The 17,881-nt window shown below is 35.3% G+C and carries 16 protein-coding genes; 3 read left to right on the top strand and 13 right to left on the bottom strand.

Going from position 1 to position 17,881, the window contains the following annotated elements; genetic code table 11:
- Window positions 1–172: 172 nt before the first annotated feature.
- Together ATZ35_RS07370 and ATZ35_RS07365 are read left to right on the top strand one after the other, a co-directional pair.
- Window positions 173–763: a lipoprotein BA_5634 family protein gene (locus tag ATZ35_RS07370; protein ID WP_208930180.1), complete on the top strand. Its 591-nt coding sequence runs from the start codon at window positions 173–175 to the stop codon at window positions 761–763.
- A gap of 108 nt (window positions 764–871) precedes the next feature.
- On the top strand, window positions 872–1,897 hold the full coding sequence (locus ATZ35_RS07365; protein WP_208930179.1) for a YdcF family protein: 1,026 nt from the start codon (window positions 872–874) through the stop codon (window positions 1,895–1,897).
- 178 nt (window positions 1,898–2,075) lie between these two features.
- On the opposite strand, the gene ATZ35_RS07360 is transcribed toward ATZ35_RS07365, so the two are convergent.
- From ATZ35_RS07360 to ATZ35_RS07310, 11 genes are all read right to left on the bottom strand, one after another.
- Window positions 2,076–2,543 (bottom strand): GNAT family N-acetyltransferase, encoded by a 468-nt coding sequence (locus ATZ35_RS07360; RefSeq protein ID WP_208930178.1) that lies wholly within the window; start codon window positions 2,541–2,543, stop codon window positions 2,076–2,078.
- Window positions 2,544–2,712: 169 nt separating this feature from the next.
- Window positions 2,713–2,988: a hypothetical protein gene (locus tag ATZ35_RS07355; protein WP_208930177.1), complete on the bottom strand. Its 276-nt coding sequence runs from the start codon at window positions 2,986–2,988 to the stop codon at window positions 2,713–2,715.
- A gap of 109 nt (window positions 2,989–3,097) precedes the next feature.
- Entirely contained in the window at window positions 3,098–3,547 is a 450-nt protein-coding gene (locus tag ATZ35_RS07350) for a GNAT family N-acetyltransferase (RefSeq protein ID WP_208930176.1), read from the bottom strand.
- Between the two features lie 129 nt (window positions 3,548–3,676).
- Complete coding sequence (locus ATZ35_RS07345) at window positions 3,677–4,780, bottom strand: NADH-dependent flavin oxidoreductase (RefSeq protein WP_208930175.1); 1,104 nt, start codon at window positions 4,778–4,780, stop codon at window positions 3,677–3,679.
- 85 nt (window positions 4,781–4,865) lie between these two features.
- Window positions 4,866–5,234, bottom strand: a complete 369-nt coding sequence (locus ATZ35_RS07340) for a MarR family transcriptional regulator (protein WP_208930174.1) — start codon at window positions 5,232–5,234, stop codon at window positions 4,866–4,868.
- Between the two features lie 211 nt (window positions 5,235–5,445).
- The gene (locus tag ATZ35_RS07335) at window positions 5,446–6,759 is read right to left on the bottom strand and encodes an NCS2 family permease (protein ID WP_208930173.1); all 1,314 of its coding nucleotides are present in this window, start codon (window positions 6,757–6,759) and stop codon (window positions 5,446–5,448) included.
- 329 nt (window positions 6,760–7,088) lie between these two features.
- On the bottom strand, window positions 7,089–8,012 hold the full coding sequence (locus ATZ35_RS07330; RefSeq protein WP_208930172.1) for a phosphatase PAP2 family protein: 924 nt from the start codon (window positions 8,010–8,012) through the stop codon (window positions 7,089–7,091).
- Between the two features lie 193 nt (window positions 8,013–8,205).
- Entirely contained in the window at window positions 8,206–9,138 is a 933-nt protein-coding gene (locus tag ATZ35_RS07325) for a DUF4767 domain-containing protein (protein ID WP_208930171.1), read from the bottom strand.
- 238 nt (window positions 9,139–9,376) lie between these two features.
- On the bottom strand, window positions 9,377–10,282 hold the full coding sequence (locus tag ATZ35_RS07320) for a phosphatase PAP2 family protein (protein WP_208930170.1): 906 nt from the start codon (window positions 10,280–10,282) through the stop codon (window positions 9,377–9,379).
- 602 nt (window positions 10,283–10,884) lie between these two features.
- Window positions 10,885–11,532, bottom strand: coding sequence for a DUF998 domain-containing protein (locus ATZ35_RS07315; RefSeq protein WP_208930169.1), 648 nt, complete (start codon window positions 11,530–11,532; stop codon window positions 10,885–10,887).
- A gap of 58 nt (window positions 11,533–11,590) precedes the next feature.
- Window positions 11,591–12,202, bottom strand: a complete 612-nt coding sequence (locus tag ATZ35_RS07310; RefSeq protein WP_208930168.1) for a helix-turn-helix domain-containing protein — start codon at window positions 12,200–12,202, stop codon at window positions 11,591–11,593.
- Between the two features lie 326 nt (window positions 12,203–12,528).
- On the opposite strand from ATZ35_RS07310, the gene ATZ35_RS07305 reads away from it, so the two are divergent.
- Window positions 12,529–13,401 carry an alpha/beta hydrolase gene (locus ATZ35_RS07305; RefSeq protein WP_208930167.1) on the top strand — a complete coding sequence of 291 codons (873 nt, stop codon included), beginning with the start codon at window positions 12,529–12,531 and terminating at the stop codon, window positions 13,399–13,401.
- An 80-nt stretch (window positions 13,402–13,481) separates the two neighbouring features.
- Here ATZ35_RS07305 and ATZ35_RS07300 read toward each other — a convergent pair whose 3' ends face one another.
- Both ATZ35_RS07300 and ATZ35_RS07295 read right to left on the bottom strand, forming a co-directional pair.
- A complete protein-coding gene (locus ATZ35_RS07300; RefSeq protein ID WP_208930166.1) occupies window positions 13,482–16,655 on the bottom strand; it encodes a MucBP domain-containing protein in 3,174 nt (1,057 codons plus the stop codon).
- A 161-nt stretch (window positions 16,656–16,816) separates the two neighbouring features.
- Entirely contained in the window at window positions 16,817–17,845 is a 1,029-nt protein-coding gene (locus ATZ35_RS07295; protein ID WP_208930165.1) for a WxLIP family cell surface protein, read from the bottom strand.
- Window positions 17,846–17,881: the final 36 nt, after the last annotated feature.

Raw genomic sequence — 17,881 nt, 5'->3', positions numbered from 1 at the left:
ATATTATAGATTTATTGTGTTTAAAAGCAAGCTATAGACATTCTTTAAACTATTTAATTGCAAAAAATTCTGCTTGTCTTTCAGTATTGTTCGTTTTTATTCACATTAATCGATGATAGAAATTTCGTTTTTTTTATATACTAACGTTAAATAATATTCAAAGGAGCTTTTTATGTTAAAAAAAATCTTAATTTCTTTTTTAGGTCTAATTATTCTATCTGTAGGGGGAATTTTACTCTATAATCATGTTAAACATAAACCTGTTTACGGAATCATTGTGTTAGATAAAGATGAAAAAAGAGTAACTGATGCAATCAATTCACAAAAAGGAGATATCGAGAAGTCCATCGTTGTAAATGGTAAATGGGTAAAAAATTCGAACACCCTTGTTTTAAATACAACTGATGCTAAAAAAATAACAACACTTAATGGCTTTCAAAAAGTAACTAGTAAAAAGAATGAGTATACATTTGACGCAATAAAACAAATTTCTAAAGATGAAGCAACTTTATTTTCAAAAGAGAATGCTCCTTTAATTAAAGATGAAGCAGACAAAGCATTTTCTTCTAAAGTACATGAGTATGTGACATTAGGTGAATCATCCGCCTATGTCAATAGCGTGTTCATCCTCCCAGATAATCAATACAATGAGTTTACTGGTTCACCAATTAGTCTCGGTGTCTTAAAAGTCAAATCAGATGCATCTAAGGTTCTAATCCATTATAATAATGTTGAAATGAATCAACTATACGACGAGAGGTAGAACAGAAGCTTTTTAAATTGATACTACTCTCGCAAAATTTCTAAATAAGATGGAAAAATGAATGACTTTTTTCCATCTTATTTAGTTGAAGAAGGAGAGTAACGTTTAATGCCATTAGTTATTATATCTTGTATTTTTATTATTATCGGGGGCCTTATTTTACTAAAGGAACGTCGCAGCTTTTTTGGAGGCATGTTCTTTGCCTTTGGCGGCTTGTTTCTTATTTTGACTTTATTTGTAGTAGGATTGATAAAAATAAGTGAAATTTCTACAAACAGTTCAGAACTTCTCACTGTTATTTTCTACACGTTATTTCCCTTGATATTTTTAATCGTATGCACCTTTTTTATTTTTAACACACATACGATGCAAACCAAAGAAGGTCGCAGCGTTACCGCAAAACTTTCCGCGCTATTAGGGATCAATCTACTTATTACCGTACCAGCTTTTTTCTATTTATTGTCTATGGGCTCTAGTAAGATTCCGCTCTGGCTTTTTTCAATATTACTTTTTCTATTATTAAGTGATTTGCTCTTTTCTTTTCTGTTCACTTGTTATTTATTTTATTCATGGATGTATCAAATGATTCCAATCAAAAAGAAAGTTGATTACATCATCACCTTAGGTTCTGGTATCAGAAGTGAGGAAGTTCCCCCACTGCTTAAAAGTAGATTGGATAAAGCAATCGAGTATTATCATAAAAATCCAACTGCCAAAATTGTTGTTAGTGGTGGCCAAGGAGCAGATGAACCGGTTTCGGAAGCCTTTGCCATGAAAAAATATTTGCTATCACAGCAAATACCAGATGTTCATATTTTAATGGAGGATCAATCGACAACAACCTTTGAAAATATGGCTTTTTCAAAAAAAATTATTTTTGAAGACTGGAAAAATAAAGACCAAGCTCCGACGATTCTCTTCTCAACAAATAATTATCATGTTTTGCGAGGAGCCTTATACGCTAGAAAAGCTCATTTAAAAGCAGAAGGCGTGGGTGCCCCAACTGCTCTATATTTTCTTCCAACTGCTCTTATTCGCGAATATATTGCTTTATTAACTCAATATAAGTGGTTTACAGTCTCTATGATCTTAGTTTGTTTAGTATTCATTATTAGGAGTGTATTGCCTATATAACCTTACTAACGATTAACTATTCAATATAATTAGCCTTTTTAAAAAGAGGGTGAAAAAGGCGTTAAGCCCTGAGAAATAAGAAAGTGCTGCCTCTGTTTCCACCGTCTATTCGAATTTTAAGTGACTGGGTTATAGCTCCTAGAGTGATAGCCTAGTCACTTTTTTTCTGCTCATCTTCTTACTTAGCTGTTTTTATTGTTTTCTTCATACAAATACATAACGCATCACCAATAAACTCACCATAATTTGGAATGATGTGATAGCCGTGTCGTTCGTAGAATCGAATAGCACCTGTCATATCTTTTCCCGTTTCTAAAACAGCTTGCTGATAGCCTTTTTCTAGTATATCTGCCTCTAATGCTTGGATGATTTCACTAGCTGCCCCGTTACCGCGGCTCGTTTGTTGTACATACATTCGTTTAATTTCTGGTGTCTGTTCATCCAACAGTTTCCAACAACCGCAGCCAACTGCAACTTGATCATCATAAGCCACAACTGCACATACCATTTCAGCTAAATTGTGATGATTTTGATATCCTTGCGCTACCTCTGTCCCCCATTCTTCATTAAAAAAATGATTTAATTCTTGGATTAAATACAATAAATCTGGATGAGTTGTTGCTACCCGTTCTATTTTGACTGCCATTATGCTGCACCTCCACTTTTTGATGTAATCTTCTGACTCTATTGTACCTATTCTTGTGTTTCAAAGTAAATAAAAATAGAAAACCACTTGTCGTTTTTGCAAGTAGCTTTCTATCATCGTATTGTTTTACAGAGAAGGAAAATTAAACGCTTTCATTCCTTTTTACAAATTATAGTCCACCTAAGCTTGCTAGGTAAAAGTCCAATGTATAAAACCGATAATCGCTTTTAGAGTATTTGGATTTCTTATCTCGTAATTGATCGATCAGTGCTAACCGTTCTGATTCTGCAACTTCTTCCCAATCTTGTTCTCCCGTTCTACAATACAAACGAAACGGCAACTCAACATCCATGTGTACTTCTAGAAAACCTTCTGGTTCTCCTAAACCGTGGTATTCCACATCTGTAATAATTTCGCCTACATAATTTAGATATTTTCCACTCATTTCACACAACCTCCTAATAATTTTTTAGCGCAAAAAAATATTTTTCTTTATAATGAAATTGTACTAAAGTTTCCAATAATAAACAACATATTTTCACTGTTTCTATTTATTAAAAGGAGGCATTAATTGTCCTTGTCATTAAATAGTCTTTTATGCCTAAAGTTTCATTCACTACAGGCTCCCCAATCGCCTTAAAGCCACACTTTTCATAAAATCCCTTTGCACTTGAACGAGCTGAAACATCTACTCTTTCATATCCTTTTTTGCTCAGGTCTTCTAGAAGAAATTCAACCAACTTTTTCCCGTAGCCTTGATTTTGATAGATCGGTTCAACTGCAAAAGCTGTTAGCTGAATCGTTCTGTCCTCTTTTAGATAAGTACTCAGTGTCGCAATAATCTGATGTTCTTTCTCCCAGCCGTAAAAATCATTCTCTTTTTCAATTGTCAGATCTTCCACAAAAATATTTTTACCTAAAGGTAGCCGTAAAACTTTATTTCTAAGTTGAAGGGTTTGTTCATAAAAATCTGTCTCTTGACTTTTATACTTTACTACACTCAATTTCTCTCCTCCTTTAGTTCAAAATAATAACACAAACTAGGCTTGATTCTCTAGCTCTTTTACAAAAAAAGCCGTATAGAAGGGATTTCCTCCTATACAACTCCTTTAATCAACTAGCTGATTCTCTTTTTATTTCAGACGCTCAGGCATCATTCCTTCTAAAAATCCCCAAACGCCATTACTGATTCGTAATTCATCTCGATCATAATGAGAAAGTTCTGTTCTTATTAAATGATCTTGTTCATCTAGCACTTTTTGTGCCCAATGTGGATCGATCAATATTGCACGACCAACAGCCGCTAAATCAGCTGTTGCCAATACTTCTTTTGCATCAGCACCTGTTCTGATATCCCCTACACCAATCAGGGGAAGTCGATCATTGATCGTTTCTTTGATATACTCGATAATCGGTTTTCCTTTAAACTCGTCACTAACAGAATGATTTCTATAATTACTCATTGACAAATGTAAATAATCTAACGGTTTATTAGACAATTGATCTACTAAAAATAACGTATCGCTTAAACGAATCCCTGGATTTTCATATTCCTCTGGTGAAAAACGATAACCTACAACAAAGTTCTTGACGCCTGATTGATCAACAACTGCTGTAACACCATCAACCAAGTCATTGATAAATTTAACTCTTTTCTCTAACGATCCGCCCCATTCATCTGTCCGTCTATTAGAATGAGGAGAAAAGAATTGTTGGATCAAATAGGTATTAGCACCATGAATTTCTACACCATCAAAACCTGCTTTGATGGCACGTTCCGTTGCTTGTTTGAAGCTTTCTAAGATTTCGATTATCTCTGCTTCCGTTAACTCTCTTGGCGTTTGTGCACCTGGACGTTCAGCCGCAATAGCACTTGGTGCGACAGGTTGAACTCCATGTAACACTTCAGAATCCGTCATACGACCAGCGTGAAAAATCTGTAGAATCGCTCTTGTGTGATTTTTTTTAATGGCAGCAGCTAATTTAGCAAGGCCGGGAATAAACCGATCGTCATAAACACCTAACTCACCATCCCAGCCTTTACCACCTTCATGAACATTTGCGGCAGCGGTGATAAAAGCCCCTACTTCACCAGTTCGTAAGGCATAGTAGTCAATTTCATCATTTGTTACAACACCATCAAAAAATGACATTTTTGTCGTCATGGGTGCAACAACTAATCTATTTTTTAAGTGCAGTCCTCTTTTAAACGTTAAACCTGTATCTATGTTATTCATCAGTTTTCCTCCCCTTCAACATGCATGCACATGCAACTATTTATATAATAAAGAATAAAAGACTAAAAAGCAACTCTTTAGTCTTTTAAATAAAGTGCTCTTTTAAAATAGCCTCTACTTTATACTCGATCGAGGCCAATAATTTAGCGCCATCATCTGTCAAATCTATGTATACACCACGTTTATCATCCGAGCAAATTTTTCTTTGAATCACATTCGGGGTTCTATCTTCTAGGCGATTGATCAACCGAGACAAGGCACTTTGACTTAAACACAAATAGCTCCCTAAATCATTCAGGCGCATATGACAGCCATTTTGCTTTAATTGATATAATGCATAATATTCACTTGTTGTAAGATGACTATTTTTCTTTAGCATTTCTTCTAAATTTTTTTCCACCATGGACTGCTTTTTTTTGTACTCTAGCCATTGTGGTATAAGAGGTGTTTCCATTCCATCATCCCTTATCTCTTATTCTCTGCAACTATTTATATTTTGCTTGTTTTTAGGATAAAAGTCAAAGTTTTAAGAAACTTACAGATAAAAGTAATAAGTTGGGCCAGAAATAACTCCACTAACTAAGAGGGAGTTACCTCTGCGCCGACCGTTTATTCGGATTCCTTGAGGCTGGAACATGACTCGTAGAGTTTTTTCCTAGCTTTTGTTAATTAACGTTCAAAATCCACATAAACCCTACAAAAACAAAGAATAAGCCATACATAATCGGTGATACTTCTTTGCCTCTTTTAGCAGCGATCATTGTGATCGGATAGAAGATAAAACCAAGAGCGATTCCATCAGAAATACTGTAAGTTAAAGGCATACCCAATAAAATTAAGAAAGAAGGAATCGCAATTTCCATTTCTTTCCATTTAATTTGACTAAGTGATTGAGCCATCAAAACACCGACGATAATCAATGCTGGCGCGGTTACTTGAGACGTTACTACTGAAAGTAATGGAGAGAAGAACAAGCCGACAATGAAAAATAGACCTGTCGTTACCGCTGTTAATCCAGAACGTCCACCTACAGCGATTCCTGCTGATGACTCTACATATGCACCCACAGGAGATGTTCCTAAAAGTGATCCTGCCAGCATAGCGGTTGAGTCAGCGGCTAACGCTTTACCAACTCGCGGCATTTTGTTGTCTTTCATAAAACCAGCTTGGTTAGCTAATCCAACAAGAGTTCCAGCTGTATCAAAAAACGTGACTAATAGGAAGGTCAAAACAACTACCCATAATTGTAAAGAGTTGATATCCCCCACATGTTTTAACGCAACTAAAAAGGTTGGTTTAAGACTTGGTGCTGCTGAGACGATTTTATCAGGCGTTTGAATCAAGCCTGTGATCAATCCTAAAATAGTCGTTGCAGTCATTCCAATAAAAATACCTCCTGGAACACGGCGCACTACTAAAATCGCTGTAACAGCTAAACCAAAAATAGTCAGCCAAGTCGATCCAATGTTCAATGGTCCTAAAGCAACTAGTGTTGACTCATTAGAAACAATGATCCCACCTTCACTTAGACCTAGAAACGCGATGAACAGACCGATTCCGCCAGAGATAGCGTATTTTAAATCTGCTGGTATGGCATCAATGATCAATTCACGTAATTTAAATATGGTAATCAAAATAAAAATCAGAGATGCAACAAAAACTCCTGCTAACGCTGTTTCCCAAGGAACACCCATCCCGACACAAACAGAATAAGCAAAAAAGGCATTGATTCCTAGTGCTGGTGCTGTTGCGATCGGATATTTAGCAAAAATTCCCATCAATATACAACCTAAAGCACTAGCTAAAGCTGTTGCAGTAAAAACTGCGCCCTCATCCATTCCTGAAGCCCCTAAAACTGTTGGATTAACAAATAGAATATACGCCATTGAAATAAACGTTGTAAAACCAGCTAGAAATTCACGCTTAACAGTCGTATTTAATTTGTCGATCTCAAAATAAGAAATAATTTTTTCTTTCACTTGTTATCCTCCTAAAATTTAAAAGCGTAGCAGGCTCGTTTAGCCTCGACAGAAAAATAGGAAAATAGGTTTGTGACGCTTTTTGTCACAAGCAGATTTTATCTTTTTTCCGAGAGACTAGCCTGTGTAGCTAGCTAAAATATGAACAATAAACTGTTCGTAAAATTGCGATGTATTACTTAAACAACGTGTTCAATCATATAATAAAAAATGGAATAAGTAAATACAAAGGGTACTAACTGTAACCCCTCTACAATATTTAACCTAAATAAAAAAATGACAAGCTTTTTTCATTAAAAAAACCTGCCATTTCACTATTAACAACGATATTATTCTGATAAAGATTCCCCGTCTAACCGTTGATTTAAAAGACGAGAAACTACATAAATCACAAAAATAGCAATCACAGAACCAACTGCTACATCACTCAAAAAATGTGCGCCGATCCGCACTCTAGAAAAAGCAACGAAGCAACCGAATACACTTGCTAAAATCATAATTATCTGGCGTTTCTTTTTCTTCAAAGGATCAACAAAAAGTGGTAAGTATAAAGCTAACCAAGCTTGTTCTGAATGTCCTGAAGGAAATGATTTATGACCATTCGCTCCATTGATACTCCACCAATTTGTGTACTCTGCCCAATTACTTTGCAATTCGTAAGGACGGAATCTACCCCAAAAAGTTTTCATCACATCTACTATGGTATTAGCAGCATAAACTGCCACAATTGCGCCCAAACCAATCAAAACCAAGCCATTCAGTTCCTGCCGATTTTTTCCTTTTAGCCAACGATTACACAACATACAGCCCACCGCAAACGTAAGCACTGAAAGAATAACGAGAGCTGGAAAGAACCAATTTGGAAAACTCATTGCTCCACCACCATCATTATTAGCGGCTCCTAACGGCTGATTCTGTTGACGATTATTTAAGGATGTAACGGTATAAAAAAGCATGATTTTGATCATTTGCCAAATTTGATATAGCCCAGCAATAATAGCAATAAAATAGATACTCCCCTTACCAAATCCTGGTAAATTACTTTTTTTAGCATAATAAATAAAAATTTGAGTAGACATAAATAGAATAATTCCTGGAAAAATCAACCCATAATTTTGAAAGAATGTGCCAAATAAAGATCCTTGATTCATTATTCCCTGACTGATTTGTTTGTCCCAGATACCACCGATCAACAATAATATTCCTAAACATGCAACTATAGACAATTCTCTTTTTTCTTTTATAAAGTTCATTAATGAACCTCCTCTCTACATTAAATTGTAGAAAAGAATTGTTGAGTTGGTGTATGATCCTCGTATAGATTTCGTTAATTTTGAGTAAACCTTTAAATGAATAAAAAAAGGTTCTAGTTATAAACTTCAATGAGCTTTATAACTAGAACCTAAACAACTTTAGCTATGTTCACTTAACAGTCAGCTAGTATCATTATTTTCCTACAATTTCAGCAAAACCATTAATCAAATCAGCATTTTGAGTCTCTTTAAAGTAAATCATGTTTTCCGCATTCCCTTGATTTTGCATTGTCACTAAAACTACAGGTTGACCATTTAAAATTGTAAACAGGTATAGGTGTCTCTCTAATTTATCAGTTGTCGCAATATCTGAGTAGATAGCCACAACATTATACACATTACTAATCGCTCCATTGTCAGACCATTGTAAAATTGCTTGATTCCCCCCAACAGCTATATTATTCCTCGATAATACACTTGGGAAATAATACCCGTACCAATTTGCCTCAAATTCCGGGGAATATTCTATATACGATTGCCCCATCACATCGCCCCAACTTTGCATAAATGTAAGTAGCTCTAATCTTTTTTGGAGATTCCACAGCGTTTTGGGTTCAACCACTGGTGGAGTTGAAGTTTTTTTTGTTTCAGAGGGTTCCGTTGTTTCTTTCGTTTGTTCTGATTCTTTTTTACTTTCTACCTGTTCTTTGACTCGTTCCTTATTTATCTTTTCAGTCAATTCTTGACCATATTGTTTAAGAATCTTGGAGCCTTTTTTAGCTCCAGTCAATACTGATAATTCTTTCAATGCCTTAGTATATTCTTTCTCATCTTTTAACGATATTGCTTTTTGGTAAAGTTTCACTTCTTCTACTAGCTGTTTAGCTTCCGCGCTATCTTTATCGTATTCTAACGCTAATTGAAATGCCGCAATTGCTTTGGATATATCTTTATCGACAATCGCTTCTTTTCCTTTGGCCATTGCTGAATCATATTCTGCTTGTTTTTTGTTAGTCGTCGTATTAATAGTTTCACTAATCGTTGAAGTGGTCCCTTTTTCATTTGAGCATCCTATAACCAACAAAACACTTAAAACTAAACTTCCCCCAACCAATATCTTCTTCATCTTCAAACACTCCTTTTATATTTGACTCATTTTCCACTCTCTATTATCCATTATGATTCTCTTTGTGACAAGACTTGTCGCTACTTTTCAAAGAATCAGCTTCTTACTTTCATTCATAAATATATTGATTTTGGCCACACTATTGTTCACACAAATTGTACCAGACTAAAAAACCTGAAATAACTAACGTCGACCGTTAGTTATTTCAGGTTTCAACTTATTTTAATTCAATCCTCTTTTACTTTACTAGCTTTAATTTTGCACATCTCGTTCCGACGAAAACAAGGAAAATAATAATGAACGCCCCCATCGTTGCATCACTAAAAAAATGACAACCTAAAAGAACTCTGCTAATAGCTGTAATCGCACCCCAAGTTACACCAAAAATCAGCAATCTTTTCCGTAATTTGGTATTTTTAGGGCTAGCATACAATGGAAAGAAAAGTGCAAACATACTTTCACAAGAATGGCCTGATGGAAACGACTTATGTCCAGTTGGTCCATTCATTTTGTACCATGGCGTAAAATTATCTTGAACAGCATTTAGCTCGTATGGACGAACACGCCCCCACATAATTTTGATTTCCTCTACACACATGAGATAAACAAATGCCAAGGCAATTCCCAAAATCGCCACACGCATTAAGCGACTAAGCTCTTCTGCCGTTTTATGACTTAACCATTTTTGAATAATCAACGTCGCTACTGCAAAAACAGCTAAACAAATAATAATATTGATAAATGTTGGTAGGGTTGGATTCACTCCCCCATCATTATTAGCTTGACCGATTGGACGATTGTGTTCTAGATTTTGAATCGATGACAAGGTATACTGAATAGCAAATTTCAAATAATACCATATTCCATATAAAGAAAGACCTGTTCCCGCCACAACAATCAAGAACTTAGCAATCACAGGTTGACTCGAGCGAACCGCATGATGCATGATGATTTCCCCACTCATCATGATCACAACACCTACTGGAAAGCAGGCATAGTTTTGTAAAAATGTTGCAATGTATGAATTTTGACTCATCACTGCATTTGAGATTGCTAAGTCCCCAAACGTACCAATCCCAAGTAAAACTACAAATATAGAGATAACAATTGTAATTCTTCTACTATCTGACACTTTTTCCACCATTTCTCATTCCTCCTAAATTTAAAAGCGTAGTAGGCTCGTTCAGCTTTGACTGGAAAATAGGAAATTAAGACTGTGGTGCTTTTCCCACATTCTTAATTTATCTTTTTCCCGAAGAGCTAGCCTACAAAGCTAGATAACATCAAAAGCGTAGTAGGCTCGTTCAATCCCGACTGAAAAATAGGAAATTAGGACTGTGGTGCTTTTTGTCACATTCCTAATTTATCTTTTTTCCGAGGGATTAGCCTACAAAGCTAGATAATATTAAAAGCGTAGTAGGCTCGTTTAGCTCTGACTGGAATAACAAGGCTGACCTTTCCGACTGTTTCCCAAGCCTTCTATCTTTAGCTTTTAAAAATTGCTAAACATAACTCAACGCTCACTGTTTGCTCATGATGCTAACTAATATTAAATCATTCACAAATAGTAGTTTACCATTCAACACCACTAATTACCATATATTTTGTTATTAATTATTTACAATATATAAACAAAACAATATTTAATTCGTCAAAAAGAACCACAGATCTAACTCTTCTCTGTGGTTCCTATATTTACCTTTTAAAATGAAACTATTAGTGAACTGATTTTAAGATTATTCTCTCCTATTTACCTTCCCCATTTTTGATTTGGTTTAACGCAAAAATCATTATCGGTAAGTAATTAAAAACAAAACTCACTCTCTGACATAGTCCAATTTGATTTAGTATAGGTAATTGATTGATACCAGGAATTCGAGCCAACCCGTAAACTCCAGCAATAATGAAACTAATGAACAACAATATTAAATAAAGTCTGCTGTAAGTTTCTTCTTTTTGTTTTTCATATATCAAATATAAAAAAAGGGGGAAAAGTAAAAAGCCAGCATAACCTAAGCCAGAACCAATATTATGGATCCAGGTAGAAACATTCCAATTTGCTTGCTCAGTATCAATGCTAAATAACCCAGTAAAAATGCAATCCCCCACACCATATAATCCAATTGTTAAAGTCAATAAACCCGCTAAAGTCTTTGACGTACTCTCAAAAAGTTTATAAATAGCAGGCATCGCCAAAACAAAAAATAGACCAGAGACTACAGACCAAATCAAAAATGCTTTTCGAACTGGACTATCTACATCCCCAAATACGCTGATCACCATTGTCATTTGATTCACTTTAGGGTAAAAGAGCCCTAGAATATAAGGGGTTAAAAAATCACTTATTACACCTAAGAACAGAAAGTAAAAACCATATTTTTTAAGAACATTCATATTTCTTCCCTCCTGAACCAATGATCTCTAGCAATTCTGTTAGTCTAATCAGGTTTCTTTACGCTACTATGTCTTTCAAAATATGTTTAACATCTAGCTGAGCATACTCCTTTTTTTCAATTACTTTTACAGGTATGTTAGGGAATTTATGCTTGATTTCCTCTTTGGCGTAGTGAAGTTCTGGACATAATAAAATGTAGTCAGCTTCTCTGCCTTTTTCATCTATTTTAGACACGCTATACGCTTGAGCCGTTACATTTATATTGCGATCTCTTGCTAGATTATTCATTTTCGTCACCAATAAACCTGTATACATTTCATAATCTGTCATCATCCCTGTAATCCCAAATAGTACGATTTTTTGAGGATTTTCCATTTTTTTTGACGTCTTCTCATTCTTAACTTTGTTATCATTCTCCATACTTTTTCTACCTTCTTTTTTTGAAAAAAGAGAGCTAAAAAATGATTGTTTAGTATTTCCTAAAATAGTATCGGTTGAAATGTTAAAATACTTGCTGAGCTTTACCAACGTATCCAAATCTGGGTAGCTTTTATTCCGTTCCCATTTCGAAACGGCTTGAGGCGTAACATTCAGAAACTCGGCTAACTCTTTTTGAGTCATTTTTTTTGATTCTCTTAATTCTTTTATTTTGTTTCCAATCTCTACCACCAGCATAACCTCCTAGATTAACGTTGGGCAAACAGCTATCCGTTGAATACGTGATACCCCCGCCTCAACTATTAGTTGAATTCACAAATGTGATGCTCCATAGACTTATTATAGCAACAAAACCTTAAAAAAAATATTCCAACTACATAAAATATAGGTTAATAGGTTGTTGCTTTTTTCAGCTATACTCTTTTTAATTTCCATACTAATCTCTTTACCTATTAAAAAGAATGAAAAAACTACTTTTACTTCCATAGGTAATCGCTTTCAATTATAATACAAATAGCATCAAAATATGAAACATATTTCATTAGGGGGCAACAACTATGGCAAATTTTGACATTCCAACAATGCGCAATCAAATAAGAGAACATGATGAAAAACGAGATGCTGGTTTGACTGAACCAGATACTCTAGAAATAATCAAAGACTTATCTTACGGTCCATACGGTATTGAAAATACGTTTGATATTTATTATCCTAAAGGGACCACTACCTGTTTACCCACGATCATCAATATTCATGGTGGTGGATTCTTCTATGGCGACAAAGAACTTTATCGTTTTTATACTATGTATTTGGCAACACAAGGCTTTACCGTAGTGAATTTCAATTATCGTTTGGCACCTGATCATCAATATCCTGCTCCATTGGAAGATACGAATGCTTTGATGAATTGGTTGATTGAACACGGACAAAGCTACTACATTGATTTAGAGCATCTCTTTTTAGTTGGTGATAGTGCTGGCGCTCAACTGGCAGAACAATATGCTACGCTAACAAGTAACTCAGCTTATGCACAAAACTTTCCGTTTAAAGTTGCTGCCATCCAGTTTAAGGCAGTCGCTTTGAACTGTGGCGCTTATTTCATTGGAGAAAATGGTGCTATTAATCAAGACTTTCCCTTTTACTTTGGTGAAACAATCACGCCCACACTGGAGAGTCAGTTTCCAGTAGAGCGTTATATCACAGACAGTTTCCCACCAACTTTTGTTACAACCGCTACACACGATATGTTAAAAGATCTTGCCCAGCCATTGGTAGCGTTATTGCAGTCTAGAGGCGTTGAAACAACTTACCGTCTTTACGCAAATCAAGATCATTCCGAGCTCGGACATGTCTTTCATTTGAATCAAAAAAGTGATATTGCAAGACAGTGTAATAATGATGCACTTGCTTTTTTCAACGATTTCCTTTAAGAATAATTGATACGTATTTTATTAAAAAAGTAAGGATTATCCGTATGATCATGATCATACGGATAATCCTTACTTTATTTTTACGGTGTTGCACTTACTTGCCATAAAATCGAGGCTTTATAGTCCCCTTTTTGAATGATCTCGTTAGCATAGACATTCAATTGTAATCCTGTAGTATTAGTATCCCAGTTCTTACTAATATTATATTCTCCTAATGGTGAAGCCGCGCCAGTTTCAATGGGCTGTGCCTCTCCTTCATATAACATTACTTTTGATCCTTTACTGGTTTTATACCACAGCGCTCTTGGAAGAACTTCACTTGGGCTTTCTTCACTGGTTAAAGGTTTTTCTAGTGTTGCCGTCAGTGTCCATGGTGTTTTCTTATGACGATTGTCGCCAATAATCAGCGGAGCATCATACTTAGGTTGTTCTTCTTTGATGAATGATTTTGATAGATATTTATCGCCGAACGTTAAGTTTGATGGGAATGACTCAATAAACAAGCGACCACTAAATTTATAGGCTATTGTTTGCACTTCATCTGTCACTTCAACAATCTCAGATGGTAGGGGTTCTAGCAATACATACTTTTTCTTTAACGTTTCGATCGTATCTTGAATTGCTTTTTCTTGTGCTAAATTAATTTCAGTTCCTATTTCTTGCGTAAAAACTATATCTTTAGCTATTTTGCTAGGGGGTGTCCCATCATCTATAAAGGTAACGATTACTTGTGATTCCGTTACTATTTGTGTTTTGGTAGGTGGATCTGTTGAAATGTCCACTGTACCATCTACTAGATAGTCTGCTTTAAGGTTCACTGTTTGGCTTATAAGATCGCCTACTGGTGTAGAAACAATTGTTGCATCAAATTCAATGGTTGACTCATGATTATAAGCGATCCCCTCTGCTGGTGGTATTGCAGTTATATTGCGACTTATTTGATCATAAGTAACAGAAGCATTGGGAATCTCTACATTATCTTTCGTTTTCCATGTAAAGTTTGTCGGATTTTCTAGATTCATATCTAGTAACTCCGTAATATTTAGTGAACGATAGTTTCTAGTTGAATGATACCTAAATACGTACTCAGCTGGTGAGGTTTCATTGAATATCACCGGATAGCTTTCTATTCCATCACTTAGCGCATAGCCAGGTATTACTTTCGCTTTCACTGAGTAATTTGGAAGATACTTATCTCTCCCCAAATAGATTTCATCAACTGAGATCGATTGATCATTCTCATCAACATAGCGAACTTTCTTTTGAACCAGATTGTCCATAGTTGCTTCAAACCCACTTAATCGAATCACAATATCATCACCAGCAACTGTTCCGGTTGCATTTGAAGAGGCTGTTACACCAACATTATCAAAGCCTTCCAGAGCTGGTATCTCGCTGAAATCATAACTTGTTCCGTTTTTCCATTCGTGGATACTATCTGTACTGATCTTTTGACCCTGATCGTTAAAATATTCAATGGATATTATACTTGAGCCCAAATCTTTCGTGGCTTCTTGAACAGATCCAACATCAATTTTATAATGTAGGCTTTCACCAGGTTGAGCTTTGGCTTTGTCTACTGATTGTTCGAGTGTTACCTCAGGCACTATTTTCTCATACACATACTCTACGTTCTGTTCTGTATTTGAAAAAATCGCTTCCCTATCAACTGATTGAGGCATTTTCAAATTATATCCTTCGATAGTTGGTGCACTAAAGTTGATTTTCTCTCCCAAAAACCCTAATTTAGTTTGGGAAGCTTGTAAGTTTTTTCCAGCTTCATTTTTGTAGTGTATAGTGGCTTTTTTCAAATTTACATGTCCAAAAGCAATATTTGAGGTTACTTCTTTCATTACACCGGAATCAACTCCGCCAGCATTGCTGTATTTTAGTTTCATCTGGAAAGGAATCGTTAATTGTCCGGTTGCGTTATTCTGATATTTCTTGTATGCATTACTCGTTTTATTAAGTGTCGTTTTAACATCCACACGTAACTGTTCCGTTTTATCAACTAGGGTAGCTGTATACTCTGGCTTAGCTACGACTGTAAATTTTTGCGGATTCTTAGAATCTTTTACTGTGATAAAACTTGTAGAAATATTCTGATCATCTCGATTATAAATCTGAATATCTGAACTGCTAAAAGTCAGACTATCATCAATAGTCCCTTCAAATGCAAGAGATAATAAGTTTCCTAGTGATGATCGATACGGTATTGGTTGAATCAATGATGTTGTAATCACTTCATCCTCTAAGTTTCCATCCACATCTGAAACAAGACTGGGCGCTTCTAACTCAAACATTGCTTCTGGCACCTCTACTTGCGATATATTGATTCCTGTACCGCCAGTGTAATACTGAATATCTAGAGAATCCACATCGCTATATCCTATGGTGAAAAAACGTGTAAAATCATCGTCACCCACATTTGAATCCTCTGGTGAAATCATCGTTACCTGTTCAGACGTGAAAATGGCTGTGTCCGTTAAAATTCCATTATCATTTCTCGCTGAAATATAATCAAACTTTCCACTACCAGTAGGTGTTACTTTCATCCATTCGGTATAATCAATATCATTAAAGGTCACATGCCCTGAATCCATTTTAACTGGCTCCCCAGACTCGTGATCAATAAAACTCATCCTAAAGATAGGCTCAGTATTCTTTGAAGTTGCTACAGCAAATGCTAGATGAATTGTCCCTCCACCTGTTGGTACAGTTCTTGATACTCCTACCGAAATTGTTTCAGTTGTAGATTTCACGGGACCTGTATCCACATATTCTAATTTAAGATCAAGCCAACGACCATTTTTGATTCCCATATGGGTACCGAGTAAATAGTACCCAACATCTGTTTGTTTAAGACTATCAAGTGGTGGCCATGATCCAGGCTTTATAAGTTGTTCGGCGCTTCCAGGTCTTTTTCTATATAACTCTGTTAAAGAAGTAATTTTTGGCTGAAACGAATACTTATTAGGAAAACTCTCAGCTACACCAGAAATCATAGATTTATACAAATCTGGTCGTGTCGGTCCAAAAGTAGCAAGTGGTGCACTTGGTTTTGCCCCCCAAACAGCTCTCGACTCTGGTTTTAGAGGAGATTCCTTTTCTATTTTCTTCTCAGACTCATCTTTTACTACAGACGTTTCTTTCACTGGTTCTTCCTTCGCCTTGATACTATTATTGTTTGAAAAAACGCCCCAGCTTATCAATAGAAGGGAACTTGCTAAACCACTCCATAATATTTTTTTCATTTTTTCTCCTCCTTTCTTTATTTATATAAAAATCTTCACTTTTACAAAAAATGAAGACTTTTTTTATTTCAACTTTCAACTACTTTTCTTTAAAAAGTAATTGAAAAGAGAAAACAATTTTCTATTGGGGAAGCACTTCCTCATAATATACATTTTAAAAATTATTTCTCCCTATCCTTACATCTTTTTATAATAAAACCACTCAGTATACTGAATAATAGAACGAGTATTATAATGATTAACCAATATTTAAATCCAGAATCCGATTCGTTCATTAGTTGTTTATTGATCTGTTCTGCTTCAACTTTTGACAAGGTAAAATTTTTCACCCAGTTCCAATTTCCACCATTTTTTGTGGTGATTTTAACATTCGCTGTATACTCACCAGAATTTACCTTTTGATTATTTAATGGAATTGGCAGATTCATCATAGTATTGGGGGCCATCCGCATATCTTCTTTTTTCAATTCAAAAGAGTTCTTACTCTTATCTTTTTCAGTAATGTTAATATCGGCAATCATTTTTTCTACAAAAATGCTTTCCGTATTTGAGATATTCGCGAAGACTGTGTAACTGCCATCCTTTAATTTCAGTGATACATTATTTAATTTCAGTTTAGGTTTTATTTTTTGAGTATCCGATTCGCTCAATAATACGCCAATTAAAAAAGCAAATTTGTTCACGATCGTCCCTTGGGTATTTTGAGCCTGTTGGGTTTTCACAACTGGTTTCAACTGAATTCCACCTGCAATATACCCATCAAAATGTGCTATTGGGCTATTGATTACAAAAGTTACACTCTCACTGCTTTTTGGCGGTACAGTGATTTCAGAAGGTCCGCTCATGATTTCTGCTAGATTATACTTTAACGAAGGATCTTCTTTTAATTCGCTTGGTCCATATTCAATGACACCATTTCCATTTGTTTTTGCGCTATTTAATTCAATATCCACCTTCATAGCTTGATCCGATGTATTGTTTAACTTTAGCTGAACTTCTTGTTTTTCTCTTGGATTTATTAAAAGATCATAATATCCAAGGGTTTTATCTTTTTGATTCTCAGGTAGTATTAACTCATAAGAAAAATATTTAATTGCATCTGCTATACTTTCATTAGCATTCCCTAGCAGTGGATAAGACAAAGTGAAAAATAGAGAAAGAGCAATCGCGTATATTATTTTTTTTCTCATTTGTACTAAACCTCTTCGTTTCTTTTCTCGTTTTTT

It is taken from the genome of Enterococcus rotai (assembly GCF_001465345.1).
Taxonomy (GTDB): domain Bacteria; phylum Bacillota; class Bacilli; order Lactobacillales; family Enterococcaceae; genus Enterococcus_L; species Enterococcus_L rotai.
Note: the sequence above shows the minus strand (reverse complement) of the source record. Positions and strands in the feature narration are given on the sequence as shown.